Genomic DNA, 17,024 nt, shown 5'->3' with positions numbered 1-17,024 from the left:
CGCCGGAGTGCCGACCGCGGCACCGCGGCTACGCGGGTGGTGAAATCGGCGGATCGATCGGAGCGGCTCCCGGCGGACCGGCTCAGTTCCCGTCGGTCGTCTCCGGCACGTCGATGTTCCCGGCGATGATCTCGTCGCGCGCGTCCGAGACGGCGGTCACGACCTCGTCGGGCACGTCGTCGCCGATCTGGTCGCCGTAGACGCACTCGACGCCGTTCGACTCCAGCCCGAGCGCGACCGTCGAGCCGCCCTGGTGGGCGTCGTCGATGACGTTCGAGATCGACTCGTACACCGCGGTGTCGACGCGTTTCACCATCGAGGCCAGGATGACGTCCGCGAACGAGTCGTCCGAGATCGACTGGTCCTGGTCGACGCCGAACGCGAACCGCCCCTCCTCCTCCGCGGCCTGGAACACGCCGACGCCCGTCGCGCCCGAGGCGTGGTAGACGATGTCGGCCCCGCCCTGGTACATCGAGAGCGCGGCCTCCTGGCCGCCCGAGGGGTCCGCGTAGCTGCCGACGTAGCTCGTGGTGACGCTGACGTCCTCGGAGACGTACTCGACGCCGGCCTCGAAGCCGGCCTGGAACCGGCGGATGACCGGGCTGTCGACGCCGCCGACGAACCCGACCTCCGTCGAGTCGGTGTCGGTGGAGCCCGCGCCCGCGGAGAAGTCCATCTGCGTCAGCTCCGCGGCGAGCACGCCCATCAGGAACGAGCCCTGGTGCTCGCGGAACAGGTAGCTCGCGACGTTCGGCTCGTCGACCTCGGTGTCGACGATCATGAAGTTCTGGTCGGCGTACTCGGGCGCGGTCTCGGTGAGCGCGTCGCCCTGGTTGAAGCCGATGGTACAGACCAGGTCGTACGCCGGGTCCGTCGAACCGGCGTACTGCTGTTGGAACTGCTCGAACTCGCCCGCGCCGTCCGGCTCCGACTCGTCGTACGCGATGCCGAACTCCTCTTCGGCCTGGAAGATGCCCTGCTGGGCCGCGTCGTTGAACGAGTTGTCGCCGAGCCCGCCGTCGGAGTAGACGATCCCGACCGTCGCGGAAACGTCGTCAGAGCCGTCGGAACCGTCCGAACCGCCGCTCGGTCCGCCGCTACAGCCGGCGAGGCCGACGAGGCCCGCCGCGCTTGCCGCCTTGAGGAACCGCCGCCGATCGAAGTCGGATGCCATGTCACCTACAACGGGGCGGGTACGCGGCATAAATTCGTCGCTCTCCCCGTCTCGGCGTCGCGCGTTCGCTCGATACCGCAGAACGGCCGTCGCCTATTGGCCGCCGTCGACCGCGGCGACCGCGTCCTCGACGACCGCCTCGACGCTCGCGATCAGCTCGTCGACCTCGTCGCTCTCGGCGTACACCCGCACGTACGGCTCCGTCCCCGAGGGGCGCACCAGCGTCCACGAGGCGTCCGGGAACTCCAGCCGGACCCCGTGGTCGGTGTCGACGGTCGCGTCCGGGAAGGCGTCCGGGAGAGCCGCCGCCAGTCGGTCCATTACGTCGGGCTTGGCGTCGTCCGGGCAGTCGACGCTGACCTTGCGGTACGGGCGCTCCGCGATCGGCTCGCGGAGCGCCTCGAGCCCCGACTCGGCGACGAGCCGGGCGATCACCGCCGCCGAGGCCACCCCGTCGATCCACCCGCCGAAGCCGACGTGGATGTGCTTCCACGGCTCGGCGGCGAAGACGACGCGGGTGTCCGAGGTCGTCCCCGCCGACTGGGCCTCCGCCCGCACCGCCGCGATCCCCTCGTGAAGCGCGCCGAGGCGGACGCGCTCGACCCGGCCGCCGGCCTCGCGGACGCGCTCGTCGATCCGGCCCGAGGCGTTGGGGGTCGTCACGACCACCGGGTCGGCGGCGTCGCTCTCGCGGGCGTACCGCTCCGCGAGCAGCGCGAGGACGGTGTCCTCGTGGACCACGTCGCCGGCGTCGTCGACGATCACGATGCGGTCCGAGTCGCCGTCGTGGCCGATGCCGAAGGCGAACCCCTCGGTGTCGTCCCCGTCGTCTCCGTCGCCTCCATCGCCTCCATCGCCGCTCCCGCCCGGGCGACCGGGATTTGCCACGCCCTCGTTAGCGTCGGCGACGAACGCCCGGAGGTCGCGCAGCGTCTCCGGGGTCGGCTTGCTCCCGCGGCCGGGGAAGTGCCCGTCGACGTTCCCGTTGAGCGTGACGACCTCGGCGCCGAGCTCGCGCAGGACGGTCGGCGTCGCGGGCGCGGACATCCCGTTTCCGCAGTCGACCGCGACCCGGAGGCCGTCGAGGTCGTCGCCGAACCCCTCCGCGTACGCGCGGACCGCGTCGAGGTAGCCGCCGAGGGTGTCGACGCGCTCCGCCTCGGTCCACTCGTCCCACGCCGCCGGCGGCTCCTCGCCCGCGACGCGCTCCTCGACGGCGCGCTCGGCCTCCCGGTCGAACTCGCTGCCGTCCCGGAGCAGCTTGATCCCGTTGTCGGTCGGCGGGTTGTGCGAGGCCGTGAGCATCACGCCGTACCGCCCCTGCGAGGCGTGCGCGAGCGCCGGGGTGGGGAGCCGCCCGGCCCGAAGCACCCGGACGCCGCCCGAGGCGAGCCCCGATTCCATCGCGGCCGCGAGCGCCGGGCCGGTCACGCGCCCGTCGCGAGCGAGCACGACCTCGGCGGGCGCGTCTCCGTCAGCGGCCTCCCGTACCTCCGCCGCGACCGCGCGACCGACGGCCAGCGCGAGCTCCGGCGTCACTCGGGTCTCGGCGCCGCCGCGGATCCCCGCGGTTCCGAACAAGTCCATACCTCCGGTCTCGGCGGCGAGGAGTTAGAAGTCGTCGGTTGCGGGTCGCCGTCCGGATCGATCTCTCGCGACGGCCCCGCGATTTTTAACTCTCCGGCGGACGCAGCCGTCACCGATGACCGACCGAACGCGAGCACACGTGTACGTCTCGGGGCGCGTACAGGGCGTCTACTACCGCGCGACGACCCGCGACACCGCCCGGGAGAAAGGCGTCGACGGCTGGGTTCGCAACCTCGACGACGGCCGCGTCGAGGCCGTCTTCGAGGGCCCCGACGCGGCCGTCGAGGAGCTGGTCGCGTGGTGCGAGACGGGCAGCAAGGCGGCCGACGTCGACGGCGTCGACGCGACGTACGGGGAGCCGGAGGGACTGGACGGGTTCGAGGTTCGGTGGTAGGCGGGCGTATTTAAATATCGCCGGCGCGCGACGGCGCGCTACGGCGCCACCGGATCGCTCGACACGTCGCGGACGCCGAGCTCCTCCAGCGCGCGTAACGCGACGATCGCCTCGACCACGTCGCGCTCCTCGGTGTAGGGGTCGCCGACGGCGTCGAGCGTCGCCTCGGCCTCCGACTCGACTCGCGCCTCCAACTCCGTCTGGTCGGTCTCGGCCTTCGTCGCCGACAGCAGCGCCTCGTGGTCCTCGCGGAGGTCGAGCGAGACGTGGGCCGCGTTACACCGCGAGAGGGGATGCGCGTCCATCTCGACGGCCAGATCGCTCACGAGGTCCCAGTCGTCGGCGCAGAAGCGGAGCGTCACCGTCCCGACCACGTCGCGCCACGCGATCGGTTCGCCGTTCTCCATGAGCCGGATCGCCCGCGGCGGCACCGCGATCCGGGTGTGGGTGTCGTCGCGGCCGCACAGGCAACAGGGGGTGTTCTTCAGTCCGGCGTACACGCCGATCCGTACGGGTCGGAGGAGGGTGTCGCTTTCGGTGGGATCGGTCTCGCCGGGGCCGGGCGGGCACAAAGCGTATGTCGAGTGGACTCGACTCGCCACACACTCGCCCCATTGTCATGGCTCCGATTCCCGCTCCCGTCTCCGACCGGTTCCGCTCCGTCGAGATCCTCGTCGCCGTCTATCTGGTGGCCGTCTTCGGTCTCACGGCCGTCATCGTGGCCGCGTGGCTCCCGGTCGAGTGGGCCGTGCCGACGCTGGCGGTCGTCGCTGCGGCGCTTCTCGTTCCCTTCTGGCCGGCGATCAGACGGGCCGCTCCGGGCTCGGCGCGGCCAGATTGACAGTCAGTTGCTGCACTCGGCGAGCCACTCGTGGGCCCAGTCGTCGATCTCCTCGAAGACGGGCGCGAGCGATTCGCCCTTCGGCGTGAGGCTGTAGTACGTCGCCACGGGCGAGTCCTCCTCCAGCCGGCGGTCGACGAAGCCGGTCTCCTGGAGGTCGTCGAGCACGCGCGAGAGCGTCCGGGCGTTCGCGTCGGTCTCGCGTTTCAGCTCGTTGAAACGGGACTCGCCGTTCAACAGCTCGTGGAGGACCACGAGCCGCCAGCGCGAGCCGATCTGCTCGAGCGAGTCGACGACCGGACACGGCGTGTCCGGGGCCGAAGTCGCACTCGGGTCGGAGGACGCGTCCGTGTCGGGCTCTGAGTCCGTCGTGTCCGCCGGTTCGGCGCCGGCGAGGTCCTGCGATGACATCGATGTTACCTACTAACCATATTGTCCGGGAAGCGATAAATAGGTTACGTCCGTATATGTGGTTACACAATGTTAGCAGAAATCGCGACGATACCGCTACAGCTCGACACTCCCCTCGCGGGCGAGATCTTCCTGCTCGGCCGGGTCCTGTTCGGTGTCACGCTCGCGTTCATGGGGCTGAACCACTTCATGGACGTCGACACCATGACCGGCTACGCCGAGTTCAAGGGCCTCCCGGCGCCGCGCTTCTCGGTGATCGCCTCCGGGCTCGTTCTGGTCCTCGGCGGGGTCGGCGTCGCGGCCGGCGCGTTCCCCGTGCTCGCGGCCGGCGCGCTCGCCGTCTTCCTGCTCGTCTCGGCCGTGACGATGCACGACTTCTGGTCGGTCGACGACCCCGAGGAGAAGCAGAGCGAGATGACGAGCTTCCTCAAGAACGTCTACGGCGCCGGCGCCGCGCTCGCGCTGCTGGCCGTCGGCGGCACCGCGTGGCCCTACGCGGTGAGCCTCGGGCTGTTCTGAGCGACCCGACCGATCCCGAACGAAACGACGCGCTCCCGACCGTTTTCGAGCCGCCAGTACGACTAACTGTCTTCCCGACGACCTATCACACAGCTATGACCGACGCGCCGCCCACCACCGGACTGCACCACGTGACGAACATCTGCACCGACATGGACGAGACCGTCGCGTTCTACGAGGACGCGCTCGGCTGGTACACCGTCAAGCGGACGCAGAACTACGACGACCCGGGGACGCCGCATTACTACTTCTCGCCCACGCCGACGGGCGAGCCGGGGACCAACGTCACCTATTTCGAGTACCCGGGCTCGCAGGGCGCCCCCGGCCCCGGCGCGAGCCATCACTTCGCGTTCGGCGTCGAGGATGAAGAGACGCTCCGCGAGTGGCAGGCCCACCTCCGCGAGCAGGATGTGCGCGTCTCCGAGGTGAAGGACCGAACCTACTTCAAGAGCATCTACTTCAGCGACCCCGACGGGCTCGTCTTCGAGCTGGCGACTCAGGGGCCGGGGTTCACCCGCGACGAGGAGGAGCCCGGCAGCGAGGAGATCGACCCGTTCGAGGAAGGCTACGAGAGCTGATCGGCCCCACGGTGCGAATCGGGGCCGTCAGGCGTCGATGTCGATCGCGCGCTCGGTCGATTTCTCGCCCGACCGGTCCTCGACCAGCGCCGCGAACCGGTCGAGCGCGCGCCGACAGACGGGGACGTACCAGGCCGCGACGACTGGCACCTCGACGACGACGCGGCTGCGGTCGGGTTCGCCGGCGTAGCTGTCGACGCGGTGGCCGGTCGCCGGGATCCCGGAGATCCGCCAGTCCCAGCGGCGACCGTTGCAGGCGGTCACGCGGAACGGGAGCCACGAGCCGGCGACGCGCACCTCTCCCGTCGTCCCGCGGGTCACGTATCGGTCGTCGCTCTCGACCGCGTCGATCGCCGGTCCCCAGTCGGGCCACCTGCGGGTGTCGCGGAGGTACTCGGCGGCGACCGCCGGCGCGACCGCGACGTCGCGACCCACGGCGAGCGTCGCTCCCTCGCGGACGACCGTCGACGCGGACTCCTCGCCGCAGCCCCCGAGATCGAAACGACCGTCCGATTCGTCGCCGAGACAAGGCTGATTATTCACAGTTCGTCCAACGGTCTCGTCGTAGTTAAGCCGACACATATTAATTCCTTAAATGGTATCAGGACTCATTATCTCTTTCCACGAAGGGTTAATACGGTGATCCTCGCTATCCAGCTTCAAGATGGCAGACGACCGCGATACCATGAAAGACGTCTCGCACACGGCACCGAACGACACCTCGGCGAAGGGCGTCTGGGAACGAGGACGAGGGCCCGTCGAAGAAGAGGAAGAAGAGGAGTAGCTAGAGAGTCCGTTTTCTGAGTACTGCTTGTCACCGCTTATCGCTACTTACCAGTCGTTTTCACGACGTATCGGCGCTTCGCGCATCGACGCGGGAGCGGAGCGCATCCGCTTCGATCGCCGGTGTCCGGCCGACACCCTCTTTGACGTTGTATTTAAATAGAGCGCATGGTCGGAGTCACACTCGGGTTGGCCGGGATCGCGACGGTGATGGTGTTGCTAGCGCTCAGCGCGTTCTTCTCGAGCTCGGAGACCGCGATCTTCTCGCTGCCGGCCGAGTGGTTCGAGCAGCAGGCCGCCACGAACGATCCCCGAGCGCGCGTTCTGAAGGAGCTCTACGACGATCCCCACCGGCTGCTGGTGACGCTGCTGGTCGGAAACAACGTCGTCAACATCGCGATCTCGAGCATCGTGACCGTGCTGGTCGCCAGCTACCTCCCCACGGGCAGCGCGGTCGCGGTGACGACCGTCTGTACGAGCTTTCTCGTCCTCGTGTTCGGTGAGATCGTCCCCAAGGCGTTCGGTCTCGGGAACGCCGAGCGGTGGTCGCTGCGGATCGCGTCCCCGATCCGACTGGTCGAGCGCCTCCTCTCGCCGCTGATCACGCTGTTCGACGGGATCACTCGTCGGATGAACGCGTACATCAGCGGCGACGCGAACATCGAGAAGCCGTACACGGACTGACGGGGACTGAATCGTCGGGACCGCTCGATCCTCGAGGCGTCGCGTTCGACGCGCGGCCACCGCCGCCAGAGGGATTTTATCCCCGTGTTACGACCTCTGGCCATGAGCGACCCGCAGTCCGAGTCGAGTTCGGATTCGCAGTCGGAGCCGCCGTCCGAAGCGAGCCGCGAGCCCGAACCGTTCCGCTACGACGCCGTCGTCGACCCGGGCGAGAAGCGACACATCCGGTACGAGGTCGGCGAGACGTACCTCGGCGACCCGATCGAGATGCCGGTGACGATCGTCAACGGCGAGGCCGGCGGGCCGACGCTCTTCTTAAGCGCCGGGATCCACGGCGACGAGCTCAACGGGGTCAAGGTGGTCCAGGAGGTCGCGGACCGCTACTCGCCCGCCGAGATCCACGGAACGGTGGTCTGTCTCCACGTCTGTAACGTCCCGGCCTACGAGGCGCAGCGCCGCGACACCCCCATCTACGACCAGGACATGAACCGATCGTTCCCGGGAAAGGAGCGCTCGAACACCACCGAGCGGATGGCCAACCGCATCTACCGGCGGTTCGTCGCGCAGTGCGACCTCGGCTTAGACTTCCACACGTCGACCCGCAACCGGACGACCATCTACCACGCGCGCGCCGACCTCGACGACCCCGGCGTCCGGCGGCTCGCGCGGGCGTTCGCGACGAACGTGGTCCTGTACGGGGCCGGCGATCAGGGGTCGCTCCGGTCGACGGCGACCGCGGACGGGATCCCGACCGTCACGGTCGAGATGGGGCGCGCCCACCGGTTCCAGCCGGTGCTCATCGAGAAGGCGTTGGAGGGCGTCGAGAGCGTCCTCGCCGAGTACGAGCTCACCCCCGGCGAGGCGGTCCACTGGCCGGGCTGGTTCCAGTCGACCGCCGCCGACAGCACGAAGCGGTGGCTCCGCGCCGACACCGGCGGCCTCGTCGAGATGGAGTGGGGACCCTATCCGCTGGTGTACGAAGGCGAGACGATCTGCACCGTCACGAACCACTTCAAGACGGCAGAGCACGCGGTCGAAGCGCCGTTCGACGGGCTGATCCTCGGCTCGCTGGAGAACCCGGTCGCCGCGCCTGGCCACCCCCTCTGTCACATCGCCCAGCTCGACGGGGAGACGCGACGGGAGATCGAACGCGAGATCGAGATCGGTGAGTTCGACGGGTATCGCTCGCACGGCGACTCGTGGGCCGACGACTGACGGAACTCTGAGTCCCCGTCCACCGTCCCGTCCGCCGCGTTCTCGCGGGTGATAGCCGCGGGCGTGGCTTTAACCCGGCCGACGGCGGAGCCGAGCGCATGATCGAAGTGGAGGGGCTGTGCAAGACGTACGGGGAGTTCGCCGCCGTCGTCGACAGCACCTTCTCCGTCGAAGCGGGCGAGGTGTTCGGGATCGTCGGCCCGAACGGCGCCGGGAAGACGACCACGCTGAAGGTGCTCGCCGGGCTCGTCGACCCCACCGACGGCGAGGTCGAGGTCGCCGGCTTCGCCTCGGACGACCCGGAGATGCGCCGGCAGTTGGGGTTCCTCCCCGAGGAGTCGCCCCTGTACGAGGAGATGACGCCGCTGTCGTACCTGCGCTTCTTCGCCGACCTGTACGACGTGCCGCGCGAGGCCGCGAACGAGCGGATCGAGGCCGCGCTCGACCGGCTCGAACTGGACCACCGCGAGCGCCGGCTCGGCGACATGTCGAAGGGGATGAAACGCAAGGTCGCCATCGCCCGGTCGCTCGTCAACGACCCCGACGTGCTCGTGTACGACGAACCGGCCTCCGGGCTCGACCCGGTGACGACGAACTCCGTGCTGGCGTTCACCCGCGAGCTGCGCGAGACGGGCAAGACCGTCGTCTTCTCCGCGCACAACCTCTACCACGTCGAGTCCGTCTGCGACCGGGTCGCGGTGATGAACGAGGGGCGGATCGTCGCCCGCGGGAGCGTCGACGGGATCCGCGAGCGACACGGCGAGACGACGTACCACGTGTTCACCGACGTACTCCCTGCCCGAACCGACGCGCTGGCCGAGGTTTTCGGCGACCTCGACGCCCTCGGCGACCCCGCGGACGACCGAGCCTCCCTCGACGCCGCGACCGAGGAGATCGGCGACCGGTTCCGGACGACCGTGCCGACGATGGACGCGGTCGAGGCGGTCCGCGAGGCCGCCGCGGCGGCGGACGGCGAGGTCGTCGACATCCGCACTCGAGAGCCGAACCTCGAGGACGTGTTCCTCGACATCGTCGGGCGGCCGATGCCGGGGCGGTACACCGGGGGCGGCGGGGGCGCCGGTGACTCGGACGGCGGAGACCCCGCGCCGGAAGGGGGCGAACGCGACGCGACGCGACCGACGGAGCCGCCGGAGGGGACCGAGTGATCGACCGACTCCGACGGGTCCTCCGGGTCGCCCGCTGGGAGACCGCCCGCGCGGGCGGGGGCGTCGACCGTCGGACCCTGCTCGCGGCGCTCGCGCTCCTGCTCGTCGCCGGCGGGGTCCTCGGCGGGGGGCTCGCGGCCGGCGTCGTCGGGCTCGACGTCGACCGCGACGTGTACCGCGTCGCCGTCGACCGCGACTCCCCGTACGCGGACGCGGTCGAGGAGGCGCCGGCGCTGACGGCCGTCCCCGTCGACGGCGCCGCGCTCGGCGACACGGCCGACCTCGTCGTGTTCGACGGGGGGCAGACAGAGACCGGGGCAGTCGAGACCGTCGCCGTTCGCGCCAGCGACACGCGGAAGGGCGAGGCCGCGGCCGCCGAGTTCCGCGAGGCCGTCGAGGCGCACAACGAGCGGCTGATGGCCGCCGAGGAGAACCGGACCGCCGCGTTCCCGATCACCGTCACCCTCCAGTATATCGGGCGGACGAGCGGGCTCGACGAGGGCTCGACGCTCGGCGGGGAGGAGGGCGGAGACGGGGACGGGGAAAGCGGCGCCGGCTCCGGAGACGCCGACGGCGACGGTTCCGGCGGGAGCGATGGCGGCTCCGGCGACGAGAGCGGAGGAACCGGCAGCGACACTGCGGACGAAGACGCCGAGGGGGACGACGGCGGCTTCGCGGTCCCCTCGGTCGGCGGCGCGGCGTTCGGTGCCGACACGGTCGGCTCGCCGGGGTCGATCGCGCCGCCGTTCCCGTTCGTCTCGCTCCTCCTCGCGTTCGTCTTCCTCGTGCCGATGAACTTCCTCATCCAGGCGTACGGCTCGTCGGTGCTCGACGAGCGCACGAACCGTCGCGGGGAGCCCCTGCTCGTCACGCCGCTGTCGCCGGTCGACATCGTCGCGGGAAAGACGCTCCCGTACGTCGCGGCCGCGGCGCTCGTCACGACGCTCATCGCGGTCGCCGTCGGCGGCGGGGCGCTGTCGGTCGTCGCCGTGCTCCCGGTGGCGCTGACCTTCCTCGCGGCCACCTTCGTCGGCGCGATGTTCGCGCGGTCGTTCAAGGAGCTCACCTTCGTCACGGTGGGCGTGAGCGTCCTCCTCACGACGTACGCGTTCGTGCCGGCGATCTTCACGAACGTCACGCCCGTGGCGCTCGTCTCGCCGCTCACGCTCGTCGTCTTCGACCTGCAGGGCGAGGCGGTCGGATTGGGTGAGGTCCTCTTCTCGACCGGGCCGATGACGGTCGGGGCCGCGCTCCTGTTCGGACTCGGGCTCGGGGTGTACCGCGAGGAGGACATGTTCACCCAGAAACCCGTCGGGCGGAAGTTCCTTGACGCGCTGGCGGTGCGGCTCGCGGCGGTCGGCGAGTCGACCGCCGTCGGCGAGTCGGACTCGACCAGCAGGTCGCTCCGAGAGCGGCTCCGCGCGCTCGCGCCGGTCGCGTTCCTCACGGCCTGCACGATCCCCTTCGTGTTCGTCGCGGAACTGCTGGCGGTCGCGCTGCTGTTCGCGCTGCCGGTGACGGTGTCGATCCCCGTGCTCTTAGTGACCATCGCGTTCATCGAGGAGCTCGCCAAGAGCGTCCACCTCTACGCGGGGTTCGAGCGCGACGCCTTCGCCCGGACCGATCGGGTCGCCGTCGCGGTCGGCGTCGCCTCCGCGGTCGGGTTCTTCCTCGCGGAGAAGGCCACCGCGGTCGTGCAGGCGGTCGGGCTCACGGAGCTGTACGTCGGCCGCGCCGCGTTCGGGAGCGTGGCGGGACTGGAGGGGCTCCCACCCCTCGCGGTTGTGGGGCTGTTCTTCGCGCCCCTCGCGCTCCACGGGTTCGCGACGGCGGTCGCCGCGGTGGGCGCGAGCCGGAGCCGGACGTACTACGTCCTGACGCTGGCGCTGGCGACGCTGATCCACGCCGCGTACAACTTCGGGGTGATGCGCGTCTATGCGTAGCCGAGACGGCCGTCTGACGATCGCCGGGAGAGAGCTGTCGGGGCTGCGCGCCGAGAAGACGATCCTGCTCGCGATCGGGATCCAGCTGTTCATCGCCGCGTTCTCGTCGTTCCTCGTCGTCGGGCTCGTCTCGATGTACGACCCCGGCTCGCTCGGCGGCGCGGAGGTCGAGGTGGCGGGCGCCGGCGACGCCGTGAGCGACCTCGAGCGCGCCGCGAACGAGGTCGAGGGCGCCTCGGTCACGCGCTACGAGGACGCCGGCGCGGCGCGGCTCGCCTTCGACCGCAGCGCCGCCGACGCGGTGGTGGTCGCGAACCGGCACGACGACGGGCGGATCTCGGCCACCGTGACCGCCCCGGACGCCACGGTGGAGACCACCGTGATCGTCGTCCAGCTCCGCGACCTGCTCCGGACCTACGAGCGACAGGAGCGCGCGGACCGGACCGCGTCCCTGAGCGAGTCGCCGCTCCCCCTCCCGGAGCGCACCGGCACCAGCCCGTACTTCACGTTCACGTACACCGTGTTGATTCCGGTCCTCGTGTTCCTCCCCGTCTTCATCTCGGGGTCGCTCGTGGTCGACTCGATCACCGAGGAGATCGACGAGGGGACCTTCGAGCTGCTGCGCGTCGCGCCCGTCACGCTCGGGGAGATCGTCGACGGAAAGGCGCTGGCGGCGGTCGCGATCGCCCCCGGACAGGCGCTCCTATGGCTCCTCCTCCTCCGCGCGAACGGGACCCCGGTCGCCAACGTCCCCTCGATCCTCGTCCTCATGACCGCGCTCACGACGCTTGTCGTCGCGCTCGCGCTCGCCATCTCCGCGCTCGCGCCCGACCGGCGGGCGGCGCAGTTCCTCTACTCGATCGGCGTGCTCGTCCTCTTCGGCGGCGCCACGGCGATGGCGGGCGGCCCCGCGAACGCGGTCGCGCGCCTCGCGATCGACAGCGCCGACGCGGCTACGACGGCGCTGGTGGTCGCCTACGTCGGTATCGCCGCGGTCGCGTACGTCGGCGTCCGAACGCTCGTCGCGGAGAACGGGTTCGAGACGTGAGCGACAGCCGTGAACGCTTATAAATAGCCGAAGCGGTGCGACGGCAACATCTCTCGTTCCGTTTATAAACGGTCACCCGACCGCAACGATTAGGCCCGGTCGACCCCACGATACCGTAGCCGTGGAGGACGCCATCGAGTGGCTGCGGAACCGACCGTTCTACGAGGGACAGATCGCGGAGCACCGCCGACTTCCCGCCCGCGAGCCGGCGTACCGCGAGGTCGACCTCGCGCCCCGAATGGCCGACGCGCTCGCGAAGGACGGGATCGATCGGCTGTACCGCCACCAGGCCGAGGCGATCGAGGCGGTCCGCGGCGGCGACGACGTCGTGCTCGCCACCGAGACCGCGAGCGGGAAGTCGCTCGCGTACACCGTCCCCGCGTTCGAGGCCGCGATGGACCGCGGGGGGCGGACCCTGTATATCGGTCCCCAGAACGCGCTGATCGCGGACCAGGAGGAGAGCCTGAGCGACCTCGCGCACGGGCTCGGCTTCGGGAGCGGCGTCTCGGTCGAGTCCTATACGGGGCGCCTCTCGCGGTCGGAGAAGCGCGACGTGCGCGACCGCGAGCCGACCGTGTTGCTGTCGAACCCGGACATGCTCCACTACGCCCTGTTACCGTACGCCGGGCGCCTCTGGGACTGGTTCTTCTCGTCGCTGGAGTACGTCGTGATCGACGAGGTCCACAGCTACCGCGGCGTGTTCGGATCGCAGGTCGCGATGACCTTACGCCGCCTCGCGCGGACCTGCGAGCGGTTCGGGTCGAACCCGCAGTTCGTCTGCTGTTCGGCGACGATCAACAACCCGGTCGAACACGTCGCGACCGTGACCGGGCGCGACCCGGAGGGGATCGCCTTGGTCGACGAGGACACGTCGGGCCGCGGCCCGCGCGACTGGGTGTTGTGGAACCCGCCCGAGTACGACGACGACTGGAAGGAGCGCGGCAGCGGCCGCCGGAAGTCGAGCCACGCGGAGAGCAAACGGCTCTTCTGTGACCTCGTGACCGCGGGCGCGCAGACGCTGGCGTTCACGCGGGCCAGGCAGACCGCGGAGCAGTACGCGACCGACAGCGCGAGCGACCTCCGAGAGCGGGGCGAGCGCGGTCTCGCCGGGAAGGTCGGCGCGTACCAGGCCGCCCTGACCGACGACCGGCGCCGGGAGATCGAGGCGGACCTCCACGCCGGCGACCTCCGGGGCGTCTGGTCGACGAGCGCCCTCGAACTCGGCGTCGACGTGGGCGGGCTCGACGCCGTGATCTTGGACGGCTACCCCGGCACGCGGATGTCGGCGTACCAGCGCGCGGGGCGGGCCGGCCGCGGCGACGACCCGGCCCTCGTGGTAATGGTCGGCGGCGAGGACCAGCTCGACCAGTACCTGATGCGCAACCCGAGCGACTTCTTCGAGGCGCCGCCGGAGGACGCGATCTGCGACCCCGAGAACGACCAGCTGCTCCCGGGTCACGTCGCCTGCGCGGCCGACGAGAGCTGGCTCTCGCCCGGCGACGAGCGCTTCTTCGGCGAGTCGTTCCCCGGCGTCGTCGCGGACCTGACCGACGAGGGGACCTTGGACAGACGGGAGGTCGCCGACGGGATCCGGTGGACGCACGCGGGCTCGTCGAGTCCGCAGCAGTCGGTGAGCCTGCGGACCGCCGGCGACCGCGAGGTCGACCTGATCGACTCGTCCCGGAACGAGACGGTGGCCTCGCTCGGCTTCGGCGACGCGCTCCGGGACGCGCACCCCGGGGCGATCTACCACCAGCAGGGCCGGACCTACGAGGTGACGAATCTCGACCTCGACCGCGACGTGGCCGAGCTCCAGTCCTCGTGGGCCGACTACTACACGCAGCCGCTCACCGAGAAGGACATCGCCGTGAACGCCGACCTCGGCGAGCGCGAGCTGTCGGCCCGCCCGGACGTACCGGTCCGGTTTGCGGACGTGACGGTGACGGAGCGGATCACGGGGTTCGTCCGGAAGGACGCCAAGACGGGCGAGTCGCTCGGCGAGTCGACGCTTGACCTCCCCGAGACGACGCTGCGGACGAAGGCGCTGTACTTTCCGGTGCCGGCGGACGTCGAGTCCGAGATGCGCGCACTCGGGGGCCGTGACGGGACCGACCGCGACACGGAGGGAACGGAGGGCACGGAGACGGCAACGGACGGCGGAGAGAGCCTTCCGGGCGGCGAACACGCCTTCAACGGCGGGATCCACGCGGCCGAACACGGGATCATCTCGCTGTTCCCCTTCCACCTGCTCTGTGACCGCGCCGACGTGGGCGGCATCTCGACACCGTACCACCCCCACACCGACGCGCCGGCGGTGTTCGTTTACGACGGCCACCCCGGCGGCGTCGGGCTCACGCGGCGGGGCCACGAGCGGATCGAGGAGCTGATGGCCCGCACGGCCCGCCTGATCGACACCTGCGACTGCGAGGGCGGCTGTCCGGCCTGCGTCCAGTCGCCCCACTGCGGCAACGCCAACGAGCCGCTGGCGAAGGCGCCCGCGGTGCGGCTGCTGGAGGCGCTGACGGGCGGCGACGCGGGGCGGTGACGACGCCGTTCCCTGACCACGTCCACCCCAAGCCACTTGCTGTCGGGCGCCGTCCGGTCCGTCGATGGCGTTCGACCTCGACGACGCGGCGGATCCGGCCGCGCGGGCGATGGAGTGGCTCGTGTTGGGGGCGGCGTACTTCCTGCTCATCCTGTTTCTCATCGGCGTGTTCGACCTGTTCATCTCGCTGTACCGGCTGCTCGTCGCGGGCGATTTCACCGATCCCGTCGCGGTGGTCGGGCTGCTCGACAGCGTGCTGCTGCTGTTGGTCATCGTCGAGGTCCACCGGACGCTCGTGGCGTACGCGCGGGGCCAGCCCGTGCTCCGGATCGTCGTGAGCGCCGCGATCATCGCCGCCTCTCGGCGCGTGATCAGCTACCGACTCGACGACTACGCCACCGCGGAGGACGCGCTGCTCGCGGCGGTCGCCATCGGCGCGCTGGTGCTCGCGCTCACGGTCGCGTACTTCCTGCTCGACCGCGTGAGCGTGCCGGGACGCGTCGAGCTTTGAACCCGGTGGTTTCACGGTCATCGCACCCCTGTCGATCCCATGGAGCTGTTCTGGCACCGGCGGGACCTCAGAGTCGCCGACAACGTCGGCCTCGCGGCCGCGACCGGCGCGCGCGACGACGACCGAGGGCCGGCCGCCCCCGTGTTCGTCTTCGACCCGGACGTGCTCGACCACGCGAGCGACGTGCGAGTCCGCCGTCTGCTCGACGGGCTCGCGGCGCTGCGGGCCGACTACCGCGACCGCGGGAGCGACCTCCTCGTCGCCCGCGGCGACCCGGAGACCGTCCTCCCCGAGCTGGCCGGCGCGCTCGACGCCGACCGCGTCGTCTGGAACCGGGACTACTCGGGGCTCGCCCGCGAGCGCGACGCGAGCGTTCGAACGGCCCTCAACGACGCCGGGATCGACCGCGAGGCGCACCACGACGCGGTGTTGCACACGCCGGACTCGATCCGGACCAACGCCGGGGACCCGTACTCGGTCTACACCTACTACTGGAAGAAGTGGACCGGCCGCGAGACCGACGCGCCGGCGCCGACGCCCGAGGCGAGCGACCTCGTCGACGCCGACGCGCTGGCGACGACGGTCGGGGGCGACGGCGGCGCGTTGGCGGACGGCGGCGGGCGACCTGACGGCGGGGTCGAAGCCGACCGCGTCGCCGTCGGCGACCTCCCGTCTCCCGCCGATCTGGGGTTCGCGGAGCCGGACGCCGATATCGGTGCGGCCGGCACCGAAGCGGCTCGCGACCGGCTCGACGCGTTCCTCTCGGAGGCGGTGTTCTCGTACGACGCCGAGCGCGACTACCCGGCGCGCGAGGCGACCTCCCGCATGTCGGCCTTTTTAAAATACGGCGAGATCGGCGTGCGCGAGGTCTACGAGGCGACGGAGCGCGCGACGGCCGCCGCGGAGGAGCGGACCGCGAAGGACGACGAGGCGGCGGACGGAGACGGCGGTGGGTCCGACAGTGACGACGACGAGGGCGGACCGGTCGCCGCCGTCGAGGAGTACCAACAGCAGCTCGCGTGGCGGGAGTTCTACGCGCAGGTCCTCTTTCACAACCCCGAGGTGGTCACCGAGAACTACAAGACGTACGAGGAGGGGATCGCGTGGCGCGACGACGCCGAGGAGATCGCGGCGTGGAAGCGCGGCGAGACGGGCTACCCGATCGTCGACGCCGGGATGCGGCAGCTCCGGGAGGAGGCGTTCATGCACAACCGCGTGCGGATGATCGTCGCCTCCTTCCTCACGAAGGACCTGCTCGCGGACTGGCGACACGGCTACGAGCACTTCCGGGAGACGCTGGCCGACCACGACACCGCCAACGACAACGGCGGGTGGCAGTGGGCGGCCTCGACGGGGACCGACGCGCAGCCCTACTTCCGGATCTTCAACCCGATGACGCAGGGCGAGCGGTACGATCCCGAGGCGGAGTATATAACGGAATACGTGCCGGAGCTGCGCGGGCTCGACGCCGACCTCATCCACGAGTGGCACGAGCTGTCGCCCACGCAGCGCGCGAACGCGGCGCCCGAGTACCCGTCACCGATCGTCGACCACTCGGAGCGGCGCGAGGAGGCGTTAGCGATGTACAAGCGAGCGCGCGGCGAAGATCCGGAGGAATAAGCGGA

At 70.5% G+C, this 17,024-nt stretch carries 17 protein-coding genes; 12 read left to right on the top strand and 5 right to left on the bottom strand.

Annotation, left to right across the window (positions count from 1 at the left end; all coding sequences use genetic code 11):
* Nucleotides 1-82 precede the first annotated feature (82 nt).
* Both C469_RS01615 and C469_RS01610 read right to left on the bottom strand, forming a co-directional pair.
* Nucleotides 83-1,174 carry a BMP family lipoprotein gene (locus tag C469_RS01615; protein ID WP_008003238.1) on the bottom strand — a complete coding sequence of 364 codons (1,092 nt, stop codon included), beginning with the start codon at nt 1,172-1,174 and terminating at the stop codon, nt 83-85.
* A gap of 93 nt (nt 1,175-1,267) precedes the next feature.
* Nucleotides 1,268-2,761, bottom strand: coding sequence for a phosphoglucomutase/phosphomannomutase alpha/beta/alpha domain I (locus tag C469_RS01610; protein ID WP_008003236.1), 1,494 nt, complete (start codon nt 2,759-2,761; stop codon nt 1,268-1,270).
* A gap of 115 nt (nt 2,762-2,876) precedes the next feature.
* Between C469_RS01610 and C469_RS01605 the strand changes: the two genes are divergently transcribed.
* Nucleotides 2,877-3,155: an acylphosphatase gene (locus C469_RS01605; RefSeq protein WP_008003234.1), complete on the top strand. Its 279-nt coding sequence runs from the start codon at nt 2,877-2,879 to the stop codon at nt 3,153-3,155.
* Nucleotides 3,156-3,193: 38 nt separating this feature from the next.
* Here C469_RS01605 and C469_RS01600 read toward each other — a convergent pair whose 3' ends face one another.
* Nucleotides 3,194-3,655, bottom strand: a complete 462-nt coding sequence (locus tag C469_RS01600) for a hypothetical protein (RefSeq protein ID WP_049910913.1) — start codon at nt 3,653-3,655, stop codon at nt 3,194-3,196.
* Nucleotides 3,656-3,774: 119 nt separating this feature from the next.
* On the opposite strand from C469_RS01600, the gene C469_RS01595 reads away from it, so the two are divergent.
* Nucleotides 3,775-3,996: a hypothetical protein gene (locus C469_RS01595; RefSeq protein ID WP_008003230.1), complete on the top strand. Its 222-nt coding sequence runs from the start codon at nt 3,775-3,777 to the stop codon at nt 3,994-3,996.
* Between the two features lie 3 nt (nt 3,997-3,999).
* On the opposite strand, the gene C469_RS01590 is transcribed toward C469_RS01595, so the two are convergent.
* Nucleotides 4,000-4,407, bottom strand: coding sequence for a winged helix-turn-helix transcriptional regulator (locus C469_RS01590; RefSeq protein ID WP_008003228.1), 408 nt, complete (start codon nt 4,405-4,407; stop codon nt 4,000-4,002).
* Between the two features lie 69 nt (nt 4,408-4,476).
* On the opposite strand from C469_RS01590, the gene C469_RS01585 reads away from it, so the two are divergent.
* Complete coding sequence (locus C469_RS01585; RefSeq protein ID WP_008003226.1) at nt 4,477-4,926, top strand: DoxX family protein; 450 nt, start codon at nt 4,477-4,479, stop codon at nt 4,924-4,926.
* Nucleotides 4,927-5,021: 95 nt separating this feature from the next.
* The gene (locus C469_RS01580) at nt 5,022-5,504 is read left to right on the top strand and encodes a VOC family protein (RefSeq protein ID WP_008003224.1); all 483 of its coding nucleotides are present in this window, start codon (nt 5,022-5,024) and stop codon (nt 5,502-5,504) included.
* Nucleotides 5,505-5,531: 27 nt separating this feature from the next.
* Here the strand turns inward: C469_RS01580 and C469_RS01575 are convergent, their stop codons facing one another.
* Nucleotides 5,532-6,047: an SRPBCC family protein gene (locus C469_RS01575; protein WP_008003222.1), complete on the bottom strand. Its 516-nt coding sequence runs from the start codon at nt 6,045-6,047 to the stop codon at nt 5,532-5,534.
* 408 nt (nt 6,048-6,455) lie between these two features.
* Here C469_RS01575 and C469_RS01570 point away from each other — a divergent pair, with 408 nt between their 5' ends.
* The 8 genes from C469_RS01570 (at nt 6,456) to C469_RS01535 (ending at nt 17,019) form a co-directional block, all read left to right on the top strand.
* Nucleotides 6,456-6,971, top strand: a complete 516-nt coding sequence (locus C469_RS01570) for a CNNM domain-containing protein (protein WP_008003221.1) — start codon at nt 6,456-6,458, stop codon at nt 6,969-6,971.
* Between the two features lie 102 nt (nt 6,972-7,073).
* A complete protein-coding gene (locus C469_RS01565) occupies nt 7,074-8,186 on the top strand; it encodes a succinylglutamate desuccinylase/aspartoacylase family protein (protein ID WP_008003218.1) in 1,113 nt (370 codons plus the stop codon).
* Nucleotides 8,187-8,284: 98 nt separating this feature from the next.
* Nucleotides 8,285-9,352 (top strand): ABC transporter ATP-binding protein, encoded by a 1,068-nt coding sequence (locus tag C469_RS01560; protein ID WP_008003217.1) that lies wholly within the window; start codon nt 8,285-8,287, stop codon nt 9,350-9,352.
* Nucleotides 9,349-11,295, top strand: coding sequence for an ABC transporter permease (locus tag C469_RS01555; RefSeq protein WP_008003215.1), 1,947 nt, complete (start codon nt 9,349-9,351; stop codon nt 11,293-11,295). Before C469_RS01560 ends, C469_RS01555 begins: the two co-directional genes overlap by 4 nt.
* The gene (locus C469_RS01550) at nt 11,288-12,343 is read left to right on the top strand and encodes an ABC transporter permease (protein ID WP_008003214.1); all 1,056 of its coding nucleotides are present in this window, start codon (nt 11,288-11,290) and stop codon (nt 12,341-12,343) included. The genes C469_RS01555 and C469_RS01550 overlap by 8 nt, the downstream gene beginning before the upstream one ends.
* 121 nt (nt 12,344-12,464) lie before the next feature.
* Complete coding sequence (locus C469_RS01545) at nt 12,465-14,888, top strand: DEAD/DEAH box helicase (RefSeq protein ID WP_008003212.1); 2,424 nt, start codon at nt 12,465-12,467, stop codon at nt 14,886-14,888.
* A 64-nt stretch (nt 14,889-14,952) separates the two neighbouring features.
* Nucleotides 14,953-15,399 carry a phosphate-starvation-inducible PsiE family protein gene (locus tag C469_RS01540; protein ID WP_008003210.1) on the top strand — a complete coding sequence of 149 codons (447 nt, stop codon included), beginning with the start codon at nt 14,953-14,955 and terminating at the stop codon, nt 15,397-15,399.
* Between the two features lie 39 nt (nt 15,400-15,438).
* On the top strand, nt 15,439-17,019 hold the full coding sequence (locus tag C469_RS01535) for a cryptochrome/photolyase family protein (protein ID WP_008003209.1): 1,581 nt from the start codon (nt 15,439-15,441) through the stop codon (nt 17,017-17,019).
* Nucleotides 17,020-17,024: the final 5 nt, after the last annotated feature.

Origin of the sequence: Halorubrum lipolyticum DSM 21995 (assembly GCF_000337375.1) — an archaeon.
In the GTDB taxonomy this organism is placed as follows: Archaea; Halobacteriota; Halobacteria; order Halobacteriales; family Haloferacaceae; genus Halorubrum; species Halorubrum lipolyticum.
This window is presented reverse-complemented; position numbering and strand designations above follow the sequence as displayed.

What these genes read in the sequence shown, in the direction of transcription:
- C469_RS01540 (WP_008003210.1), top strand. Translation starts at nt 14,953, where the DNA reads ATGGCGTTCGACCTCGACGACGCGGCGGATCCGGCCGCGCGGGCGATG.
- C469_RS01535 (WP_008003209.1), top strand. Translation starts at nt 15,439, where the DNA reads ATGGAGCTGTTCTGGCACCGGCGGGACCTCAGAGTCGCCGACAACGTC.
- C469_RS01590 (WP_008003228.1), bottom strand. Translation starts at nt 4,407, where the DNA reads ATGTCATCGCAGGACCTCGCCGGCGCCGAACCGGCGGACACGACGGAC.
- C469_RS01570 (WP_008003221.1), top strand. Translation starts at nt 6,456, where the DNA reads ATGGTCGGAGTCACACTCGGGTTGGCCGGGATCGCGACGGTGATGGTG.
- C469_RS01615 (WP_008003238.1), bottom strand. Translation starts at nt 1,174, where the DNA reads ATGGCATCCGACTTCGATCGGCGGCGGTTCCTCAAGGCGGCAAGCGCG.
- C469_RS01610 (WP_008003236.1), bottom strand. Translation starts at nt 2,761, where the DNA reads ATGGACTTGTTCGGAACCGCGGGGATCCGCGGCGGCGCCGAGACCCGA.
- C469_RS01550 (WP_008003214.1), top strand. Translation starts at nt 11,288, where the DNA reads ATGCGTAGCCGAGACGGCCGTCTGACGATCGCCGGGAGAGAGCTGTCG.
- C469_RS01595 (WP_008003230.1), top strand. Translation starts at nt 3,775, where the DNA reads ATGGCTCCGATTCCCGCTCCCGTCTCCGACCGGTTCCGCTCCGTCGAG.
- C469_RS01565 (WP_008003218.1), top strand. Translation starts at nt 7,074, where the DNA reads ATGAGCGACCCGCAGTCCGAGTCGAGTTCGGATTCGCAGTCGGAGCCG.
- C469_RS01580 (WP_008003224.1), top strand. Translation starts at nt 5,022, where the DNA reads ATGACCGACGCGCCGCCCACCACCGGACTGCACCACGTGACGAACATC.
- C469_RS01585 (WP_008003226.1), top strand. Translation starts at nt 4,477, where the DNA reads ATGTTAGCAGAAATCGCGACGATACCGCTACAGCTCGACACTCCCCTC.
- C469_RS01605 (WP_008003234.1), top strand. Translation starts at nt 2,877, where the DNA reads ATGACCGACCGAACGCGAGCACACGTGTACGTCTCGGGGCGCGTACAG.
- C469_RS01560 (WP_008003217.1), top strand. Translation starts at nt 8,285, where the DNA reads ATGATCGAAGTGGAGGGGCTGTGCAAGACGTACGGGGAGTTCGCCGCC.